A 21,613-nucleotide genomic window follows, 5' to 3' on the forward strand; every position below is an offset into this window, starting at 1 on the left:
GTAATTTATCTAAACAGTAATTGATAAAATAATAGATAAAAAATCGCTGCCAATTGGCAGCGCTTTCAATTTTATTTCATAACATCTCGATCTGCAGTATCTTTCAGATCGATCAATGTTTGATTTTCAGTATCAATAAGAAAGTGATCACTTGCTTGTCCAGTCGCAAATTTATCTAGAATGATAAACAAACTACTAAAACGAGATTTAAACACATCACCTACCGTATGATCCCCTAACTCTCCAACCTCAGAGCCGATCGGGGTATTAAATTCCGCAAGCTCTTCACTCAACAATTTATATTGTGGTAAAACATTTGGATCAATATCGCGGAATGCAAGTTCATCAGCATTTCTCAGTCGATAGAAGTCAACAGCCAGTTGCTCACCATCCCAGCCTCGGAAATCAGCCAGTGTAAGGCTATTAGCCATCGCCAACTCTTCCGCTTTGATCCGTGCTACACGCCAATCTTGTAGGAACTGAAGAAGGTCGTTGTTATTAAGCTTGGCTGTACAAGACGGAATCATTACAGATAACGCATCAGCAAGCTGGCAAACAGTAAATTCGGTCTCGAGTTGAGACATAATCAGCATCTGCTCACCATCCATATTCATGATCATTACACGTATATCAACAGGCCAATCACCAGGAAGGAAGCGAAGACGTGTCAACTCTCTGATGTGCCAATCAGTCAGTTCATAATAAGTTTCAGACTTTAGAATATCACCATTCCATATCTTCGCTTTGGCTTCTTCATCATTACCGGCTTGCGCTGTTAGGTATTCCTGCTCCTCTTGGTAGTGCTCAAACAGTTCATTGAAACGCGGTACGTTTTCAATAATGACCGTTTCAACTTCTATTTGATTATCAGGCATGATATTCAGTACTTTATAAGCCGGAATATAGCCAGCCAATGAAGGTGCCTGAATATTGAAAAGTGTGTGTTGCTCACCATCAATATTGTATGACTTCATACCGGTATCATTAAAATGCATATGACCACCAACATGCACACTCAGCCCTGTTGCTGCAAGGGCTTTACTGGTGTCGTCTTCTGGCATACGAGCTAGCTGGAACTTACCTTCACCAAATAAATCTTCTATATCTTCTGATGCACCATTATAGAAATCTGTCATCGGGAAGTGACTGAAAGATACAAGCGTCTTATTTTGCTCTTTAGCTGCTTTCACAACATCGCTGATCCAGTCTACAACATGGGCTTTGTGGGTCAGCATCATGTTGTAGCCGGCATTACCCGAGCCTTCGTAATCATCCGGTCGCATTACGCCACCGGTTGAATTTTCTTTTGGTTGATAAACGTTGGCATCGATTGCCAACAGCCATAAGCCTTCTACTGGCTCAACAAGGTAGCTGGTATCTGGCACTGTAGAGCAGCTGGTATAATTGTCTTGTTTATAATCGCCACCAGTACCTTCACGACAAATTTCATATTGACGATTCTCGTAACTAGCTTCTTTTAAAGCGATGTCATAAGTGTAATTAGTACGAGCTTCATTGCTACTATAAGGTGTTTCATAATAGAGATAGTTTTTAGCAGGATAAAAGCCATGAGGCCCCAGAATATTCATGATGTCTTGATAGCCCCAATGTACGACTTCTTGCGTACATACGGTATCTAACGCACCATTTTCGCCGGGAATAGTGCCCCACTCACCATCATAATCTACGCACTCTTCTTTACCACGGCTGTAAATTCGTTGGTTTTGACCACCTTCACCAAGGTAATCACTTTTACCGGCAGGTTGGGTAAACGGTCGGTTTGGATCATGATTGCCAGGAGCCGCAAAAAACTCAAGGCCATATTTTTCGCGATAGGTATCAAATACCTTCACTAAGCCGCGCATATGAACAGGCTGACCATCATCACTAAAGTCTCCAGGAAGGGCGACATATTTTATTCCGCGGTCTACAACATCATCAAGCGCTGCTATCAGGGCAAAATAGTTTTCATTGAATAAACGTGTGGAGTTCATTTGAGACTCCATCGTACGTATTGTTGCTCTATCACCACTTAGTGAATTAGGCAGCCCATCAAATGAACCATCTTGAAAATCACCATAAACATCATGGAAGTGAATGTCAGGCATAAAAGCGACTTGTAAAGACGTTTCAAGCCCGCCTTTACCATCTTCATGTGATGAGTCAGAGTTGCAACCTAGCAATGTTGCTGCCAGCAGGGAAATCGCAGGCAGTTTCCAATTATTCATTATTGTGTAGTCCTAATTATTATTGGCTATGCGCCAAAGCAGCAAGAAGGCTAGAGATTCAACATGACAGAAATTGGATTATTTAATGACAGTGCGGTTACAGGATTATCGTTCTGTTAACTTGCCCCAAACTATTGATGTATATCATTATAGTGACATTTATCCAATTAATTCATCAACTAAGAACTATAGGGTTAAATGATGGAAGGCTTAAGCGTAGATAGAGCAAATATTACCTGCTCCATTCCGTTTTTAATACTCGGGGTTCATTGCACAGTACTATAGCTTTCGATACCGCCCTATAAATACAAAGGCTATAACGGCTCAATATTGCACATCCTTTTTTAAGCCTTTATGTAATGGCTTATTCATCGGCCTCTGAAATTTCATTTTGCAGCACTTCGAGCTGATCAAGAATACGGATAAATTTATCGCCAAAAGGCGTCACTTCATATTCAACTCTTGGTGGTACTTCGTTAAATGAGACTCGATTTAAAATACCAAACTGCACATTTTTACGTAAACATTCATTCAATACTTTCGTTGAAAGCCCTTCTACATTTCGCACCATTTCACCCGGTCGATTTATATCATGCGCAAGCAATTGATAAACAGTAAGTGACCACTTACAACCATAAATGGTTTCGACCATACGCGCAGATCGCTCTGGTGCTGATTTTCTCGAAAATATTTTTTCCTGACTTTTCATAAAGATGTACCAATAAGTACTTACCTTACCGATTTGTACTTACTATTCAGATGGCTAGTAATGGCACTAACATTAGCACATCGCCAATACACAAGAGAGTATAAAAATGAACTTCAAACACACTGGTATCGCATTGATCGTAGGTGGCTCTAGCGGCATGGGCTTAGCGACAGCAAAGCAATTAGCAATGAATAACCTTGATGTGGTTATCGTAGGAAACAATGCAGAAAAGTTAAACCGTGCAGTTAATGAAGTACAAGCGGTAGCATCTGGTTCTGCTCAAGTATCTGGCTTACAAGCCAATCTTTACAAGGCTGATGATATCCAGAAAATTGTCGATTTTATTCATCAGCCTTCAAACCAAATCAGCTATTTAGTCAATGCTGCTGGCTATTTTAATCCGAAAGCTTTTGTGGAGCATACTGCTAGTGATTACGACATCTATATGGATTTAAACAAAGCGACCTTTACCCTCTCGCAAGCGGTTGCTACCAATATGATCCAAAGCGGTGGCGGGAACATTGTGAATATTGGCTCAATGTGGGGCAAACAAGCGATTAAAGCTACGCCATCATCCGCTTATTCAATGGCAAAAGCGGGATTACATGCATTAACCCAACATATGGCAATGGAACTTGCAGACAGCGGAATTAGAGTAAACGCCGTGTCACCAGCAGTAGTGAAAACGCCCATTTATGAATCATTTATTGACCCCAAAGAGGTTGATGAAGCATTAGAAGGGTTCAATGCTTTCCACCCTATTGGACGAGTTGGTACAGCCCAAGATATAGCTAATACCATCACCTTCTTATTATCAGACGAAACAAGTTGGGTGACAGGGGCTATTTGGGATATTGATGGCGGGGTAATTGCTGGCCGTAACTAAGATGTATTCGTTTATCAACTATGTCGTTTACTGTATAAAGATAACGACATAATTGAATACCGAGAGTCGTTAATGAATAATCATCAACGACTCTCGGTATTTCATTAACCAGCAAAGCTGATAGCTCACCCTTAACAACGTTAGCGGTTTATCACATCCATATACATATCACGTGCAATATCGATAAGAGTAGGATCTTTTGAAATCTGTAATGTTGCAATCAAGCCATTAAAAATAAGCTCTGCTCTCACCGCTTTTTCTTGGGCATTTTCTACGTTATGCGTTTCAAGAAGATTACAAACCATACTGACACGTCGTTGTTTATAAAGCGTACATATGTCGGTAATATTTTCTTCTGCGTTGCAAAATTCACTGTAGGCAAGTTGAAAATAACAGCCATTAAAAGCATCCACAGCTAGAGATTGACGCAAGGTTTCAAAACGTTCACTTAACTTTTCTTCTAAAGATAATGAATCATCATTCATCACCTCAGTTAAGTGCTCAATCGCACTCTTTCCGTAAGCATCAAGTGCTTGAGCAATCAGGTTTTCTTTAGATAAAAAATACTTATAAATCGTCGCTTTTGACAAGCCTGTTGCAGCAGTGATTTTATCCATACTCGTTCCATGGAAGCCATACTGAGAGCACAACTCGACGGTCTTGTTTATAGCATTTTGTTTTTTCTCTTCACATCGACTCATCCGCTTTTCCTCACTACGGTTCAATACAACCACCTTAACAAACTAAACTGTTTAGTTCAAAAAAGATTGACAGACCTGTGACTAGAGGTCTATTCTAAAAATGAACTAAACGGTTCAGTTCAAAAATTAGATTTAAATAACTAAACATAAAAACAAAAGGAAGAACATTATGAAAACATCAACTGCCCTACTTAGCCTAGCCTTACTACTTCCAGCATTGTCAGCGACGGCTGCCCAGAATGATCACGATGAAAGCCTATCGAGTATGCATGCTGAACAACTTCGAATTAGCGCATTAGACGCTTCGCCTAGCTCTGCGCCTTCTATTGTTTATGCCGATCGCGATGAAAACACAGGCACCTTATATGCTGAGTCATTACGTCAAAAAGCATTAACGCCGAGCACACAAAATGTCGAGTCTTATACCGTGATTGACCACGATGAAAAAGCCTCTACCCGTTATGCCACGCAATTACGTATCGATGCGTTAAATAAGAAAAGTTAATCGAACTATATGTATTAAAAATACGCATTAAAACCTAACAATTTATTTTAAAAGGAAATCACTATGAAAATTTCAACTGCCCTATTCAGCTTGGCACTACTTTTACCTGCATTATCAGTCACTGCGGCTCAGAATGATCACGATGAAAGCCTATCAAACATGCACGCTGAACAACTACGGATTAGTGCATTGGGTACATCACCTCAATCTGCACCATCAATTGCTTATACCGACCGTGATGAAAACACAGGCACCTTATACGCTGAATCATTACGTCAAAAAGCATTAACACCAAACATCCAAAACACCGTGTCTTATAACGTGATTGGCCACGATGAAAAAGTGTCTACCCGTTATGCCACGCAATTACGTATCGATGCGTTAAATAAGAAAAGTTAAGTGAACTATATGTATTAAAGATACGTATCAAAACCCAATAACTTATTTCAAATAAGGAAACACCATGAAAATTTCAACTGCCCTATTCAGCCTTGCTTTACTACTTCCAGCATTATCAGCAACGGCTGCTCAGAATGATCACGATGAAAGCCTATCAAGTATGCATGCTGAACAACTGCGAATTAGTGCATTGGGTACATCACCTCAATCTGCACCATCAATTACTTATACCGACCGTGATGAAAACACAGGCACCTTATATGCTCAATCATTACGTACAAAAGCACTCACACCCGTAACACGCGATGTGGTCTCTTATACAACGATAGATCGCGATGAAAATGTAGCATCGCACTATGCAACCCAAGTACGCATTGAGGCACTGAACAAAAAGAGATAATGAACCTAGGGCGGCTTATTGCCATACGGAAATGGTATAAGCCAAATATTCTCATCCAACAATATGTATCACGAACAAATATACTGATTACAGAACTAAGGTGCTTTTATGATTCAACAACAAATAAAAAAGCCGATTCAACCTAATGCTGAATCGGCTTTTATAATTTGTGTTCACCACTGCGCTTAAATAAATAGTCAGAGGTTTACAATAATCTCCATTCTATCTATTCGTTATGCCGTGATTAACCACGAATTTGACGAACACGAAAAGAACGTCCTTTCAACTTACCGTCTTCTAATTTTTTCATTGCAGCACGTACTGATTCACTTTTCACAGCCACATACGCAAAGTTATCAAAAATTTGAATTTTGCCTACTTGTGCGCCAGCAATACCGTTTTCACCCGTTAGAGCACCAAGAATATCACCAGGACGAATCTTCTGACGCTTACCGCCATCAATTTGCAGTGTTGTCATTGCAGGGCGGAATGTTGGTTGATCAAGCAAGTCCATTGACGGTAATGCTTCACCACTGATTGCTCTATCAAGGTAATCTTCCAGCATGGCTACTTTGTAGTGCTCTTTATCACTAATAAGAGAACATGCTACACCTTTGCTACCTGCACGGCCTGTACGACCAATACGGTGAACGTGTACTTCTGTATCACGTGCAAGGTGGTAGTTAATCACAGCATCAAGTGAATCAATATCTAGACCACGAGCCGCAACATCTGTTGCCACTAATACTGATGTACTTTTGTTAGCAAAACGAACCAATGCTTGGTCGCGCTCGCGTTGCTCTAAATCGCCATGTAAAGCAATTGAGCTAAAACCATAATCCACTAAATCGTCTGATACTTCTTGTGCTTCACGTTTAGTATTACAGAATACAACGGTTGACTCTGGACGGTGTTTTAACAGTAATAAACGTAACGCGGTTAAACGCTGCTCGTTACCATCGACTTTGTAGAAGTGCTGTTGAATACTGCTGTCGTCGTGCGTAGATTCAACTTTCGCCATCACAGGCTTGAACATAATGCGGTCAGCAATAGACTTAATCTGAGGCGGGTACGTTGCACTGAATAGTAATGTTTGACGGCGCTGAGGGGCTGCATCAATGATTTCATCTAATGAATCTTGGAAGCCCATCTCTAACATGCGATCAGCTTCATCTAGAATTAGCATTTCTAGATCATCAAGGTTCAATGTACCTTTACGTACATGCTCTTCAATACGACCCGGTGTACCCACAATAATGTGCGCGCCATGTTCTAGCGAACCAATTTGAGGGCCAAACGGCATACCACCACATAACGTCAATACTTTGATGTTATGAATAGTACGTGCCAGTTTACGGATTTCTTTTGCTACTTGATCAGCAAGTTCACGCGTTGGGCAAAGTACTAAAGACTGAACACGGAAACGCTTCACGTTCAATTTTTCTAATAGACCAAGACCAAAGGCTGCTGTTTTGCCTGAGCCCGTTTTACCTTGAGCGATAACATCCTCGCCCGCCAAGATATGCGGTAAGCTCTGCGCTTGAATCGGAGTCATTGACTCGTAACCAAGAGAAGTCAGATTTTTTAGCAAATCCGCGTGCAGGTTTAGGGTAGAAAAAGCTGTTTGGCTCAAGGTGATAATCCTATTTATGATGCTGAATGACTATCGTAACCGACAGGCAGCAAAGTTTATTTAATGCGATGGAATGGTACAAGGGCAGCGACACTACCAGTTTATGCCAGCCTAAACAATCTATGTGATGCTTTTACTGCTAGCTAACTCTCTCTAGAACATGACATGTGCAATATATTAACATGAAAGCGGCTCTACTCTCACACCTCTCCCTAGTTAATATGTTCATTATTAACATTTAAAATCAGTACGATAAGTGATGTTAAAAGCCTTTGTTACTGATGTCGAAGATAAACAAGTAAACGCTCACCTTATCGCGCCTAATAATGATGATAAAAAACGATTCAAACTGTATACAGAAAGATACGCTTGTAAAAGTACATTAACTGCTTATGCGTTACATACAAAAAACAAAGCGAATTGGTCGTAACTATTCACTTTGACAATAAATTTTGATCACATTTCAGTACGACATAGGGTATAAGTTATTGACTATAAGTATAAACGCCATTAAATTGACACTAAATTAGAGTTATTACTCAACATTGAGAGCAAAAATGAGAAGAAACGGCTTTACCCTTATAGAGTTAGTTGTCGTTATTGTGCTTCTGGGGATTTTAGCGGTAACTGCCGCTCCCCGTTTTTTAAACCTACAAACCGATGCACGAAATGCTGCACTAGAAGGCTTAAAAGGCTCGATAGAATCCGGCTTAGGGGTTGGCTACGGTAAAATGGCGGTCGCGGGGTTAGAAAGCTTATCTTATGTAACCAACAATAAAGATTATGTCAGAGCTATTCCCATTACTGGTTGTGAATCAAGTGAAACTAACACCTGTACTTTTCGTGATGGCTACCCCGAAGCTGATTTTTACACCATAACCACCTTGGTTGATGGTATCAACAAACATTACGAGAAAATCAAAGACTGGGGGATTATTCGCCAAGGTTCCAAAGGAGGTATCACTATCACTTCGGTAAAAAATCTTGATTACTCAGGTAAAAGACCTGTGTTAATTAATGATAATTGTTATCTAAGGTACAGTAATCTGACATCAATAGAATCACCTTATACTATCGAAGTTGTTCCCTGCCTATAGCAACCATACCTGACACGAATAGAGTTCACATATCACCACAATTAGGTTACGCCAAAAGACCTCATGAGGAAAAGCTTATCGAAATCACACGTGGAACTGAATAATTACGTGTGGTTTCTCTAACTTTCTATCATGCGGCCTTTGTGTTCAGGCATTATTTGGCAACTGATACGTGAGATTAAACGGAAGAGCCACATCCAACAATTTTGGTGTTGCCAGATTGCTATCCCTCTTTGTTCGTATTTCTATGTACTGCTTTTCTGTCACCGACGTATTAATCATTACGTTGTCACTCTTCTGTGTCGAGAGCGATGAACAAAGTTCAGGTTCTTCATTTTCAGAGGGGTAGTCATGACACAAATACACATCCGTGTCTTCAGGTAGCTCAAAGAGACGAGAAATAGACCGATACAAGTCTTTAGCGCTTCCACCGGGGAAATCCGCCCTTCCAGTCCCGCGTTTGGGTGCAAATAACGTATCACCAACAAAAATACTGTCACCGATATGATAAGTCAGATCCGCTGGCGTATGACCCGGCGTTGACAATACTGACACCTTTTCTCCACCCAAACTGAGCTCATCGCCTTCATCAAGTAGCACATCAAATTGTGCTAACGGCTGGCAATTCACTTTAGACGACCAAGTATCATACACATCAGTAATCTTTCGGCTAATGGCTATTTTACCACTAAGTGCACCCTTGACTGCCAGTGCGGCTGATAAATGGTCTGCGTGAATGTGTGTCTCAAGAATATATTTGAGCACTAACCCCTGCTCTTTGACAGCGTTAATCACTTGTTGCAGTGACTTCGTCGTTAGCTTGCCTTCTTTATAGTCGAGGACTGGGTCGATAATCACGGCCTCTCCACTGTCCGATACGAGATACGTCAGTGTCCCTGTAGCACGATGAAAAAAGTGTTGTACATTCATATTCAGTTTTCCTAAAAAACTGTTAGGGTCTGTCGCAAATAGATAGTTAAAGAACAAAAATGTCGAAATTTGCTATTTGCAACAGAGCCGGATTAACTCCAACTCTCTACGCACAGTGGCACGGTGAATTTGACCACCACAGCTATCACTATCCATCACACTGATTATCACTTTCGTACGGGTGGCTATTTTCATAATCACATATACAGGCTTGATAATTAAAGCTGCCACCGTTATCTAAACAGATATCTATCTTCGATTGCGTTTCAATAGAGTTAAATAAAAGCCCACCAAGACCAATAATTACCACCAAACTCAGTAACAATAATAGTTTCTTCATTTTTAATTCCTCTTGGTCAACATATTTGTAGGTAAGAGAGTAAAATAGCCTTTAAACTTAATGATTATTACCTCTTCTGCAATACCATTAAGCCTAGACAGACTGCATATAATTACCACCTCAGCTTGTTCTACTGCCTATAACTCCGCCTACAAATTTACCTCTAACAACGCTATAAACACTTATTTAGAGAGAAAGTTGGCACCTTCATGTGTCAGTAACCATGCCTTGGTATCGATTCCACCAGCGTAACCCGTTAACTTTCCACTTCGTCCAATCACCCGATGACAAGGCACTATGATAGGTACAGGGTTGCGTCCATTCGCCGCACCGACAGCACGCACTGCTTTCGGGCTGCCCACGTCAATCGCAATATCGGTATACGAACAAGTTTGCCCAAAGTCGATCAGTTCTAACGCCAACCACACTTGGTGCTGAAAATCCGTTCCTTGCATATCTAGGGATACTGAAAAGGCTTTGCGATCACCGGTAAAATATTCATTCAACTGATCAAAACATTGCTGAGTCACAGTATTCATTTTTTGTGATGCCGCTTGGTCGGCATTAAATTCAATGGCTACCACACCTTTGTCGCTCGCTTTAATATTAAGCCAGCCTATTGGGGTATGTATTAACTGATTAAACATGATCGTTCTCCGTTATAACGTGGTTAGTCACAGTCGGAACTGTGGCTGAATCAAGATCAGCACTCCATAAATAGAGGGTTAAGTAACTGCGCCATGGCGCTGCTGCATCGGGTGAAAACGCCTCATTCATCTTGGCTAACGCCTTCTTAATACCTAGATCGCCAATCAGAAAAATATCAGGATCACTTAATCCTCTCATTCGTAAATAATGCACTGTCCATGGTCCAATACCAGCAATGGCTAATAACGCTTTACTATCATCTAATGGTTTATTACATGCGTAGTTCGCAAGTAATCGGATTGTTTCTTTGCGTTTTCCTGGCATTTTCAAATAGGTGAGTTCGTCAGCGATAAGCTGTTGGGGCAAAGGGAAATAACACCGCTCATCAGTATTAATAGGGTTATTCCCCACCACTTTAGTCACTAAATTTCTTGCGGCTTGTACAGAAACTTGCTGACCGAGTATCGCTCTAATTCCCGCTTCAAAAGGGCTCCATGTGCCCGGTAGACGCAAACCAGAGATCGCCAGTATATCGGTATTTAATGCCCGCTTTAGTCGCGCTTCGATATGTTCTATATCGGCATCTAAATCTAAACATCGTCGAATATTGCGAATAACACGATTGAGATAACGTAAATCAGAAAGCTGAATTCGCACCAAAAATACCGATTTCTCTGGTATATGGAATGCAGTAAATTCACCAATGCAATCGAAGGCATCTTCACTATGGTTAATATTTTGCCCTGTATTCAGTACAGAGTGAGAACAGTCATCCGAATCAAAACTGAATGTTCGCCCATAGCTATTTTCATCACACCACTCTAGCCCCTCTATAATACGTGAAGCATAAAACTGCTGGAGATGCTGCCAATTATAGGGCGGTCGGTACGATAACGTTATAACGATATCTTCAGCCTGGTCATGTTTGTTTTCTACAGCATTTTTTCGTACTTGAGTCGGCGTAAGTGAAAACAATTTTTTGAAACAATCGTTGAATCGACGAACGCTATTAAAACCACTGGCAAGCGCAATGCTGGTGATATTCAATTGCGTATCATGTAATAATTTTTTAGCCAATAAACACTGCTGATAATGAGAGTAAGCAATCGGTGACAAGCCAAGTTCTTGTTTAAACAACATTCGTAAATAACGGTCGCTAATACCTAACCGTTCGGCTAATTCAGCTAATGATTGTTGCTGTAATGCGCCATCATCAATCAAATGTATGGCTCGGTGCAATGTCGTATTTTTACCTTGCCACGCTGGTGATCCTGGCGCGCTATCAGGTCGGCAACGTAAACAGGGGCGATATCCTGCATTCGCCGCAATCACTGCCGACTGAAAATATTCAACATTCTTTTCTAATGGCGCGCGGGCCGGGCAAATAGAGCGGCAATAAATACCCGTCGTTTTTACCGCAATAAAGAACAGCCCATCATAACGAACATCTCGTGATAATCGCGCTTCACGGCATTGCTCATCAGACAAGGCTGGTTTATTTAATGGGACGTTATCTGCTATCAATTCCGTATTCATACAACCAACTCAATATAACTACTCATTTCTTAAAACTAAGTCTAAAGACTATACCGAATTAAGCTAGCCAGATTCGGAAGTGACTGTACATTGTGATACATACCCACTGGAAGCCAACTTCTGTGTCTAGCTATTTCAAAAGAAAACCACTCTTCTATCAAACACTATCCTTAAACTCGACTCCCAGTGGTATTCTGAATGGTCAGATAATTAATAGAATTGGTATAACCATCAAGTTAAACATTGATTTTCAGTCATAAAACTGCACAAATAGGCAATACGTTCATTGCAGGAATTAAGCATGACAGCCTTTTCAGAATTTATTAAACATGTTGGGCGCGGTGAAAAAGGCCGTCGTTCACTGACACAAGAAGAAGCGCGCGAAGCGTTAAATATGTACCTCGATGGTAAAGCAGAGCTGCTTCAGCTTGCTGTATTGCTTATGCTGCAACGTGTCCGTTGTGAAACGGGTGAGGAGGCTGCTGGATACATCGAAGCGTTACGTTCTCGTATTTCGCCGCAATGGCAATCCATTGATGTCGATCTTGATTGGCCATGCTTCGCTGGTAAACGACGCCAGCCACCGTGGTTATTATTAGCCGCGAAGATATTAGCGCAAAATGGCAAACGCGTTTTCCTTCACGGTCATGCTGCGATCGATATGGTGAAATACCAAATAGAGACAGCCTGCCCGGCTTTAAATATTCGCCAAGCAAACACTGCTGAAGAAGCAGAAGCCATTTTGGCACTTGATAATATCTGTTATGTACCGCTTTCATCCTATTGCAATCCATTAGTAGATTTATTAGCGCTGCGCAGTCAAGTCGGGTTACGTACACCACTAAATACTGTTGCACGGGCGCTAAACCCAACAGCTGCCCCTTTTTCTATTCACGGTATATTCCACCAAGGTTATGAAAAGCTGCATGCCGATGCTGCCGCACTGGTGGGTGATGACAATATGGTAGCTTTTAAAGGGGAAGGCGGTGAAAGCGAACGTAGCCCACGCATTGCATGTCGGTTAGCGGGCGTCATTAACGGTGAGCGTTTTGACGAAGAATGGCCTACATTCCTTGAAGGTGCCTCTGGTAAACATGGGGAAATAAACGGTGAGTACCTGCAGAAAGTGTGGCTAGGTGAAGAGGATAATAACTACGGTAGCCATGCGGTTATCTCAACATTAGCCATTACACTAAAATTAATGGGCCTATGTGAAACACAAGAAGCTGCATTAGTATTGGCTGAGAAATGGTGGTTAGCACGTCACGATTTAAATCTGCCTAACGAATAGCTCTATCAAATAAAAGGTCGCATCATAATACCAACACGGTAAATGAACTTTCATTTACCGTGATTTAAACCACATATTGAATACACAACTAAAGTAAAACATCAGTACCAATATGCAATATTTCGCTAGTCTGTACCCACTAACTTAACGCAATCTCGCCCTGACGATTTAGCGTTATATAATGCTTTATCAGCCTGTGTTAACAGCGTATCCCATTGCTCAAATATCTCGTCGTTTTTAATCCCACCGATGGCACCAATCGACACAGTTAAAGTCAATTTGTGGTTAGCAGTTATTATTGGGGTTGATGATATAGATTCACGTAAGCGATTAAGTACAAATTCAATATTCGACTCGGGGGTTAGCGCTAAAACTAGTACAAACTCTTCCCCTCCCCAACGAATAACTAAATCATTATGGCTACGTGCGTTATCTTTCAAACGGTGCGCAATCTCAGTGAGCACATCGTCACCTATATCATGACCATAGTTATCATTCACTTTCTTGAAATGATCGACATCGACGACGAGCAAAATCAAATCATGGGCATCTAATTGATGATTTTTTTCAGCGGTTTCTAACCACTGTTCTAAATACCGTCGATTATGGAGCCCAGTTAAAGGATCTTCCAATGATTGCGATGCTAATGTGGCATTAGAACGACGTAGACTAAAGTTAGTTTTAGCCACTAACGTATAACGACGATAAAGAATATAAATCACTAAACAAAAAATAAGCGCTACCAGTATCCACAATTTGTCTAATGTTTGTTGCTCAGATATACGGGCTGTCTTCAATGCATTTTCATATGTTAGTAATTCAATTTCAGTTTCTTTATTCTTAGCCTCATAACTTTCTTGAAGGGCAAATAGCTGCTTACGGCGCTCATCAAATAAGTAATCCTTACCTTCATCTGTATATTGCTTATAAAAAGTGAGGGCTTGTTTATAATCTCCTCTTTCTTCATGAATCTTTGAAATAAATTCCTTCAATAAAATTGATTTTTTTCTATTATTAGTGGCCTCAAATTGTGCTAAAACCTTTTCAGCCAATTCCAAAGCTTCATCGTACCGCTGTTGTTTTAAATAAGTTTCAGCAACAGCTTCATTGCAATACACAATACCAACCTTGTCTGATACTTCGTTTGCAAGTACCAAGCAACGCTGGGCACTTGCTATCGCGCCCTCTAACTCACCTTCTTGAAGTAATAAGGTAACCAGATTGGAAAGCGCATAAATCTGAGCATAACGTGACCCTTTTTCAGTCGATAACTTGACTGCGGTACGAAGATGCTTCGCTTCTAATTCAGGTTTATTCAAATTCTTTGCAATGATTCCTGCGTTAATGTGTAGCATTGCTTTTACGCCCGGATTATCAAAATTCACTTTATCAATTAATTTAAATGCACGACGGCTATATTTATCGGCCTTCTGCCATTCTTCTAAACGAAAATAGACCGTTGAGATATTAGACAATACCCTTGCTTGTTGAATCTGATCTTTTTGATAGGCAAAGATTTTTAATGCAGAACGATAATCATCCATTGCTTTAGGATAATCTGATGATTCCACATATATATTGGCACGCCATTTCATCGCTCGAGCCAGTAAATGCTGATACTTTTCTTGCTTGGCGATTTCAATAACTAATGCAATGTTTTTAGAAGCTTGGTCGTAATCACCGGTTTCAACAAATTCAATCACTTGCTCTAATACCGCTTCACCCATCATCCAATTTTGATTTAAACGTTCGCCTAAAGATATGAGTTTGGCTATGTAGTCTTCTGCATATTTATTACCCGCCCATATTTCAGTCGAACCAAGTGCCCCTTCTAAGCGAAAAATTGTCAAATAATAAAGGGCTTGTCGAATGTTATCTTTTTTTTCGAGCTGCTCTAATGAAAATTTAGACAGTTTGTTACGCGCGACTTCAGGCTCACTATCGGCTAATTGATAGATTGAGAATAAAGATCGATCTTGCGCTGTTAACTTATTGGCAAGAAAAGGAGAAATAAGCGGTTGTTCTTCGGCCTGTACATTCAATGACAAGACAAGTAACAGAGAAGATACCCAAAATTTTGAGTAACCAAATAACGCTTTAGGCATAAGAGGTTTGGGCATAATTTAAATAGTAGGCAATAAGATATCAAGATCTTGATATCTTATTGTTTCGTAGTCAATGTTTTATACACATTAAAACAGGGGTATCTGTAAACTCACAGAGTCGCTGTACATATTTTTTTACTTTATAAATGGGGTTGTTGCAAAAAGTTCAGATCAAACATGGGAGCTACAGTGAGCTCCCTGCATGATCAAATATTGACTCGCTGAACCACTTATTTATCGAAAAGTGGTTTACTGTAATTTGAATTTATCAACAACAGATTTTAACTGACTGTTTGCAGCAGCCAGATTGATGGTCTCATTAGTTGTCATTTCTCCATTAGAAGATAACTCCCCTACGATTTCACGAATAGCTGCCATGTTACGAGTTATTTCACCCGCAACAGAGCTTTGCTCTTCGGCTGCGGTAGCAATGTGGGTATTGAGATCATTGATGTGCGTAACTGAGTTAGCAATAGTATCAAGGTCATTTTCTACCAAAGATGTACTTTCTGCTGTTTTCTCGCATGTTGATTTAGTCGCTTTCATTGCAGAAATTGCAGAGCTTGAACCGCTACGTAGTTTATTTAACTTTTGTTCAATTTCAGCTGTACTCGTCTGCGTTCTAGCGGCCAATGCCCTTACTTCATCAGCGACAACGGCAAATCCTCTGCCTTGCTCTCCGGCTCGGGCTGCTTCTATGGCAGCATTTAACGCAAGCAAGTTTGTTTGATCGGCGATTTCACCTATCACATTCAGCACATTGGTGATCTCCAAGGTATCTTTTTCAATTTCAGCAATACTGATAGATGTATCTTCGACGTTCTGCACAAGTTGAGATACCGTAGTTGTAGCACTGATTACAACATTTTTAGAGTCTGTAACTTGCGAATTGGTTCTATGAGTAAATTGGGAGGCTTCAGCGGCATTACTCGCGACATCATTCGCAGTGACGCTCATCTCCTCAATAGCAGTAACAATTTGCTCCGTCTCGGTTGCATGAGCAGTTAATACGTTGTTGTTAGCGTCTGCTTGGTTTTTAAGCTGGTCAACGCTTCGAGAAATGTGATCAGAAGACTGCGAGACTTCTAGCATCAAGGATTGCAGATTCTCGATAAATGTATTAACGCCTTCTGAAATTTGGCCCAAATCGTCACGACTGGTAACTGGCAGTCGTCGGGTGAGATCACCGTTTCCTTTTGATAGATCAAGTACCACATCTTTAAGTGTAAGTATTGGGCGGTATAGCTGATTTAATACAACAATGACAATCAGGAGTGCAATGATAAGAATAACAGCAGATGTTGATAATGCTTTGATTAATGCAACTTCAACATCGGCATAAACCACCGATTTATCAACGCCAACGTAAAGATACCATTTACTTCCGTCAACCAGTGGAATATCTGAAAAATAAGCACGCTTATCAGCTCCTGACCACTGATAATCAGCCGCACCAGAGCCTAAGGCTGCCATCTGCTGCTCTAATTTTGGAATACCAAAATAGCTCCCCAGTTCATCACTGGGATCTGTCGATGCCAGTTGAGAAAATTCTTCACTTAAGATTAAAATTACCGCACCAGGAAAATCAACGTTATTAATTGCGTCATTAAGACTTTTCAATGAAATATCACCGACCACGACACCCTCACTGTTAACTGGGGTCGCAATGCTCACCATCAAATCTCCAGTTGTGTCATCGGTATAGATATCGGTCAGTATGGTTTTATTTTTTGCCCGTGCTTGCTGGTACCAATCACGGGTACGTGGATCATAATCAATAACATCAAAGACACCATTGTTACCACCGGAATCACCGAAAGCACGGCCATCACTGTAGCCAACGGTAAAGCTGGAATATCCACCCGCTTCGGTGACCAACTTTGCAACCTCAACATATTCGCTATTTGAGTGATTAGTTCGGAAAAAAGCTTTGCTTGAGCTGAGTGCATCAACTTTTGTCTGCATCGATAATTCGACTTCACGTTTTGCACTTTTTACAATCAATTGCGATTTTTCTTCAATCGATGCAATTTTATCGTTTTTAAAATTGTTATAAGACAGCCAATTGGTGACCAACAGTGCCGCTGATACCAGTAAAGCAACAGTAAATATAATGCGTTGCTTAAAACCAACACGTCGAAATGAGAGGTCTTTCATATCTGCCTTCTTAGCTACTACTATAATAAATATATGATTTATCGGACGGATGAAGATTTTAATCTTAAATCGATGCACTGTAGAGAGCTGAGATTATCCATGCTCTATAGGGTTGAAATAGAAGTCGAATATTATGATAAGTGCTTTTTTGGGCAACCCTGACGGCACAGGGTTATTTTTATCTATTTATACAATAAATTAGTCACAATAATTATTGGCTGAAATAAGATAAAATCAGATAGACTGTGAAAACATAAACAGTCTTATTGCATACAAAACTACATACGTTTGCATTCAAGTATTTATTATATTGTTGTGTTTTGTGATGTTCGACCGATTTGATAGTCATTGGAGACATGAAAAAATACCGTGATGTCTCTCGCAAAGGTTTAGTCGCAAATTTATACAAACGTATAAACGTACTGATTTTCAAGTTTACTGGTTAGATCTGCATTCTCTTATTAATAACAACAAGCCCTTATAGCTAGACTTATGTAAGCCCCCACACAATTACACACCTTCCAAACTATTAATTCCGTTTTTACGTACAAGAAAATCCTCCTGCCACGCCACAATACGCTTTGTAGTGTCGCTTGAACATACATAGCGATCCCCATTCCGACTCATTTATCAGGAGGTCACCTTGGTAAACATATTAAAAAAATCCATTGTTGCAGCAACATTGGCAACATGTGGTATTACATCGGCTTATGCTGCTGAACAACCCAATATTTTAGTCATCTTTGGTGATGATATCGGTTACAGCAACCTATCAACTTACAACCAAGGCATGTTGGGATATCAAACACCAAATATCGACAGTATTGCCAACCAAGGCGGTAAGTTCACATCTTACTATGCACAACAATCATGTACTGCTGGTCGCTCTGCATTTATTACAGGTCAAATGCCTATCCGTACAGGCCTAACCAAAGTAGGGCTTCCAGGTGCTGATCAAGGTTTACAACCTGAAGACATTACCATGGCACAAGTGCTACGCGATATGGGGTATGCAACAGGTCAATTTGGTAAAAATCACCTTGGTGACAAAGAGTACATGTTGCCAACCAATAACGGATTTGATGAGTTCTTAGGAAACCTTTACCACTTAAATGCTGAAGAAGAACCAGAGAACCCTGACTACCCTCAAGATCCCGCATTCCGTGAGAAATTTGGTCCTAGAGGTGTTATTAAATCTTTCGCTGATGGTCGAATGGAAGACACAGGCCCATTAACCCGTAAGCGTATGGAAACCATTGATGACGAAACGCTTGGCGCCGCAATGGATTTCATGGAACGTCAGGTCAAAGCCGATAAACCTTTCTTTACTTGGTACAACACCACACGCATGCACGTAAATACACATGTGAAAAATAGTAATTTAGGTCGTACCGGTCTTGGTTTCTATGCAGATGCAATGGTAGAGCATGATGATCAAATCGGAGAAATTTTAAAGAAAGTTGATGACCTTGGTATCGCGGATAACACCATTGTGGTCTATACCACCGATAACGGACCAATGAATGCAACATGGCCTGACGCATCGTTTGGTCCATTCCGAGGCGAGAAGAATACCGGATGGGAAGGCGGGTTCCGAGTACCAGCACTGATCAAATGGCCGGGTCATATCAAGCCGGGATCCTTGTATAACCAAATGTTTGCTGGTGAAGATTGGTTCCCAACTTTAGTTTCAATGGCGGGTAAGAACGATATCAAAGAGCAGCTGCTAACAAGCTATACTGCAAGCAATGGACGTACTTATAAAAACCACCTTGATGGCTATAACCAACAAGATTATTTAACCAATAAAACAGATGAAAGTGCACGTGAGGAGTTCTTCTATTGGTCTGATGATGGTGATTTGTTGGCTTTACGCGATGGACGATGGAAGATGCATTTCAAAATCCAAGAAAATGAAGGTTGGGATGTATGGACGCGTGAATTCACTAACTTACGTATTCCACTGATCTTTGATCTTGAGGTTGATCCTTACGAAAAAGGTGATCAAGGCTTTGGCTATGATCGTTGGATGTTTGATCGTGTATTCCGTTTAGTACCAGCACAAGCAAAAGTCGCTAAAATGCTAAAATCATTTAAAGAATTTCCACCACGTCAAGAAGTGGCCAGTTTCTCTATCGATAAAATAATGGAAGAAACAATGAATGCCTCTAAGGCTGCTGAAAAAGCAGGTTTAGTGCAAAACAATTAAAAGCTAGTTTAGTGACAAACAACGAATAGCATACGAGTAAACTAAGATAATAATTACCTTATTATTCGTTATATAATTGGGAGTGAAAGCTCCCTTTTTTTACGTTCATCAATAGAGTAAATAGTGTGCTTACATTTAAAAAGTTTGATGACTTCAGGCAAACATTAATGCGCAACCTTAATGCCGATGTTTACCTTGGTCGTTGCCATAAAAATACCACCGTAAACAGCCTTACAGCACCTATATATCAATTCGATGAATTACAACGAATGCCTGTAACATTTTATCTTGCCTCTTCACCTGACCAAATTTATGGATTTGCACACAGCTTTAATATTGTACCTAACGTCAGCGCAGCAGAAGATAAATCCGCTTTACTAATGTTTCCGCTCGAAGCTGGCAGTTTTATCTTTAATGGTGTCACGTTAAATGCAAACCAGATGGGGCTTGTTACTTCACATTCAGGCTCAGCTTATTGTTTTCAGGTTCCGCCAGACACCCGCTGGATGATGATTCGATTTGAAACAACCTCAAGACATCTGAACTTAATTAGCGCATCGATGATGCCCATCGAAGTAAAAGAAAACCAACTAAATAAAATTCGCTTAATCGCACATAGTATTCTCGATGACAGTGATTCTAATAAAGGCTACATTGAGGAAAAGAAACCCGGATTAGAAATTGTTTTACAGCTACTGAAAGAACTTGAAAGTACCGCTCCACCACTACGCCCGCAACAAAACCAAGGTCGTAGCCGATTACCGAGAAAGCATATTCTTCCTTTCGCGATAAAAGCACTGAAAAATTTCACGCAGAACACGGGGTCAATAAATTCCATTGCCTCCACACTTGGAGTTTCAACACGCACATTAAATAATATGTTTTATGAAAGAGTTGGCTTAGCACCTAAGCAATACGCGATGTTAATTAAACTTTATGCATTACGGGATATTCTTCTTAATAAAGAATCGTACTCAATTACTGATGCTGCCTTGGCATTGAATATAACTGACTTAGGTCGCTTTTCTGCACGTTATAAATCGTTATTTGGCGAATACCCATCGGATACACTAAAACGCTAATTTACGAAACAAGCAGTTATAAATATCCAAGTATTCCAACAGTAATACTACTTACATTTACACTGTAATTTCAACTCGGTTGCCTTCGGGATCCAATATTACACTTTCGTAATAACCATCCCCCGTCCATCGTGGACCGTCTAGAACTTCGTAACCATCGGCGATAAATATCTCTGTTATCTGATTCACTTTTTCTTCAGAACCCACAGAAAATGCCATATGTGCGAGTCCTGTAAATTGGACGTAAGGATCTGATGGTAATATTTGAAATGACGCCATACTCATCAGCTCAATACGCGCCCCCTCAGGAAGAGTCAAAAAGTAGGAAGAGAATTTCTTCGCTTTATTTTCATATTTACCGCTACTTTTAGCACCAAAGTAGTGTTGATAAAATGAACTCATATTTTCAAGGCTATTACACCAAATCGCAACATGCTCAATTTTCATTTTGACTCCTTTTTACCCTGTGTATCCCAATCATAAAGTGATAATAGTGACGACATATAAACAATTGCCTCTTCCTCTATCATATTTCGAGTAGCAACCAATCGAGCTCGATAATGTTCAGCTAAAACTGTGTTGCCAGCTCTCTGCTGAATGATTCTTTTAATAACGTCTAACATAACCACGACCTCTGCTGCGTTAACAGATTTCATTATCAACCCAAATAGGGAACACATAAACAGAGAATAAAAACCGATTTACTTCCTGTTTTTAGCCATATTTCACGTAATCTATACCGCCACAAGGCATTAAT

Annotated in this window: 19 protein-coding genes; 8 read left to right on the forward strand and 11 right to left on the reverse strand. The window is 40.4% G+C overall.

Annotation, left to right across the window (positions count from 1 at the left end):
• Positions 1-71: 71 nt before the first annotated feature.
• Positions 72-2,228: a metallophosphoesterase gene (locus tag C9J48_RS07330; protein WP_006228870.1), complete on the reverse strand. Its 2,157-nt coding sequence runs from the start codon at positions 2,226-2,228 to the stop codon at positions 72-74.
• Between the two features lie 364 nt (positions 2,229-2,592).
• Positions 2,593-2,937 carry a winged helix-turn-helix transcriptional regulator gene (locus C9J48_RS07335; protein WP_006228869.1) on the reverse strand — a complete coding sequence of 115 codons (345 nt, stop codon included), beginning with the start codon at positions 2,935-2,937 and terminating at the stop codon, positions 2,593-2,595.
• A gap of 106 nt (positions 2,938-3,043) precedes the next feature.
• Here C9J48_RS07335 and C9J48_RS07340 point away from each other — a divergent pair, with 106 nt between their 5' ends.
• Complete coding sequence (locus C9J48_RS07340; RefSeq protein ID WP_006228868.1) at positions 3,044-3,823, forward strand: SDR family NAD(P)-dependent oxidoreductase; 780 nt, start codon at positions 3,044-3,046, stop codon at positions 3,821-3,823.
• Positions 3,824-3,963: 140 nt separating this feature from the next.
• On the opposite strand, the gene C9J48_RS07345 is transcribed toward C9J48_RS07340, so the two are convergent.
• The gene (locus C9J48_RS07345; protein WP_036802531.1) at positions 3,964-4,524 is read right to left on the reverse strand and encodes a TetR/AcrR family transcriptional regulator; all 561 of its coding nucleotides are present in this window, start codon (positions 4,522-4,524) and stop codon (positions 3,964-3,966) included.
• A gap of 169 nt (positions 4,525-4,693) precedes the next feature.
• Here C9J48_RS07345 and C9J48_RS07350 point away from each other — a divergent pair, with 169 nt between their 5' ends.
• The 3 genes from C9J48_RS07350 (at position 4,694) to C9J48_RS07360 (ending at position 5,828) form a co-directional block, all read left to right on the forward strand.
• On the forward strand, positions 4,694-5,029 hold the full coding sequence (locus tag C9J48_RS07350) for a hypothetical protein (protein ID WP_006228866.1): 336 nt from the start codon (positions 4,694-4,696) through the stop codon (positions 5,027-5,029).
• A 63-nt stretch (positions 5,030-5,092) separates the two neighbouring features.
• The gene (locus tag C9J48_RS07355; RefSeq protein WP_006228865.1) at positions 5,093-5,428 is read left to right on the forward strand and encodes a hypothetical protein; all 336 of its coding nucleotides are present in this window, start codon (positions 5,093-5,095) and stop codon (positions 5,426-5,428) included.
• 64 nt (positions 5,429-5,492) lie between these two features.
• A complete protein-coding gene (locus tag C9J48_RS07360) occupies positions 5,493-5,828 on the forward strand; it encodes a hypothetical protein (RefSeq protein WP_006228864.1) in 336 nt (111 codons plus the stop codon).
• A gap of 244 nt (positions 5,829-6,072) precedes the next feature.
• Here the strand turns inward: C9J48_RS07360 and dbpA are convergent, their stop codons facing one another.
• Positions 6,073-7,461: an ATP-dependent RNA helicase DbpA gene (gene dbpA, locus C9J48_RS07365; protein ID WP_006228863.1), complete on the reverse strand. Its 1,389-nt coding sequence runs from the start codon at positions 7,459-7,461 to the stop codon at positions 6,073-6,075.
• A 557-nt stretch (positions 7,462-8,018) separates the two neighbouring features.
• Between dbpA and C9J48_RS07370 the strand changes: the two genes are divergently transcribed.
• Positions 8,019-8,558: a type II secretion system protein gene (locus C9J48_RS07370; RefSeq protein ID WP_006228861.1), complete on the forward strand. Its 540-nt coding sequence runs from the start codon at positions 8,019-8,021 to the stop codon at positions 8,556-8,558.
• Positions 8,559-8,705: 147 nt separating this feature from the next.
• Here C9J48_RS07370 and C9J48_RS07375 read toward each other — a convergent pair whose 3' ends face one another.
• The 4 genes from C9J48_RS07375 to C9J48_RS07390 all read right to left on the reverse strand — a co-directional run bounded on the left by C9J48_RS07375 (position 8,706) and on the right by C9J48_RS07390 (position 12,012).
• On the reverse strand, positions 8,706-9,488 hold the full coding sequence (locus tag C9J48_RS07375; protein WP_006228860.1) for an MBL fold metallo-hydrolase: 783 nt from the start codon (positions 9,486-9,488) through the stop codon (positions 8,706-8,708).
• 148 nt (positions 9,489-9,636) lie between these two features.
• Positions 9,637-9,828, reverse strand: coding sequence for a hypothetical protein (locus C9J48_RS07380; RefSeq protein WP_006228858.1), 192 nt, complete (start codon positions 9,826-9,828; stop codon positions 9,637-9,639).
• Positions 9,829-10,010: 182 nt separating this feature from the next.
• Positions 10,011-10,475, reverse strand: coding sequence for a methylated-DNA--[protein]-cysteine S-methyltransferase (locus C9J48_RS07385; RefSeq protein WP_006228857.1), 465 nt, complete (start codon positions 10,473-10,475; stop codon positions 10,011-10,013).
• Positions 10,468-12,012, reverse strand: coding sequence for a DNA-3-methyladenine glycosylase 2 family protein (locus C9J48_RS07390; RefSeq protein ID WP_006228856.1), 1,545 nt, complete (start codon positions 12,010-12,012; stop codon positions 10,468-10,470). The genes C9J48_RS07385 and C9J48_RS07390 overlap by 8 nt, the downstream gene beginning before the upstream one ends.
• A 301-nt stretch (positions 12,013-12,313) precedes the next feature.
• Here C9J48_RS07390 and C9J48_RS07395 point away from each other — a divergent pair, with 301 nt between their 5' ends.
• The gene (locus C9J48_RS07395; protein ID WP_006228855.1) at positions 12,314-13,303 is read left to right on the forward strand and encodes a glycosyl transferase family protein; all 990 of its coding nucleotides are present in this window, start codon (positions 12,314-12,316) and stop codon (positions 13,301-13,303) included.
• Between the two features lie 125 nt (positions 13,304-13,428).
• Here C9J48_RS07395 and C9J48_RS07400 read toward each other — a convergent pair whose 3' ends face one another.
• Both C9J48_RS07400 and C9J48_RS07405 read right to left on the reverse strand, forming a co-directional pair.
• Entirely contained in the window at positions 13,429-15,423 is a 1,995-nt protein-coding gene (locus C9J48_RS07400; protein ID WP_006228854.1) for a diguanylate cyclase, read from the reverse strand.
• Positions 15,424-15,657: 234 nt separating this feature from the next.
• Entirely contained in the window at positions 15,658-17,565 is a 1,908-nt protein-coding gene (locus C9J48_RS07405) for a methyl-accepting chemotaxis protein (RefSeq protein WP_006228853.1), read from the reverse strand.
• Between the two features lie 643 nt (positions 17,566-18,208).
• On the opposite strand from C9J48_RS07405, the gene C9J48_RS07410 reads away from it, so the two are divergent.
• On the forward strand, positions 18,209-19,774 hold the full coding sequence (locus C9J48_RS07410; protein ID WP_006228852.1) for an arylsulfatase: 1,566 nt from the start codon (positions 18,209-18,211) through the stop codon (positions 19,772-19,774).
• Positions 19,775-19,941: 167 nt separating this feature from the next.
• On the forward strand, positions 19,942-20,856 hold the full coding sequence (locus C9J48_RS07415; protein ID WP_006228851.1) for a helix-turn-helix domain-containing protein: 915 nt from the start codon (positions 19,942-19,944) through the stop codon (positions 20,854-20,856).
• A 57-nt stretch (positions 20,857-20,913) separates the two neighbouring features.
• Here the strand turns inward: C9J48_RS07415 and C9J48_RS07420 are convergent, their stop codons facing one another.
• Positions 20,914-21,303, reverse strand: coding sequence for a VOC family protein (locus tag C9J48_RS07420; protein ID WP_006228850.1), 390 nt, complete (start codon positions 21,301-21,303; stop codon positions 20,914-20,916).
• Between the last annotated feature and the right edge of the window lie 310 nt (positions 21,304-21,613).

This window comes from Photobacterium profundum, assembly GCF_003026285.1.
GTDB classification, from domain to species: domain Bacteria; phylum Pseudomonadota; class Gammaproteobacteria; order Enterobacterales; family Vibrionaceae; genus Photobacterium; species Photobacterium profundum.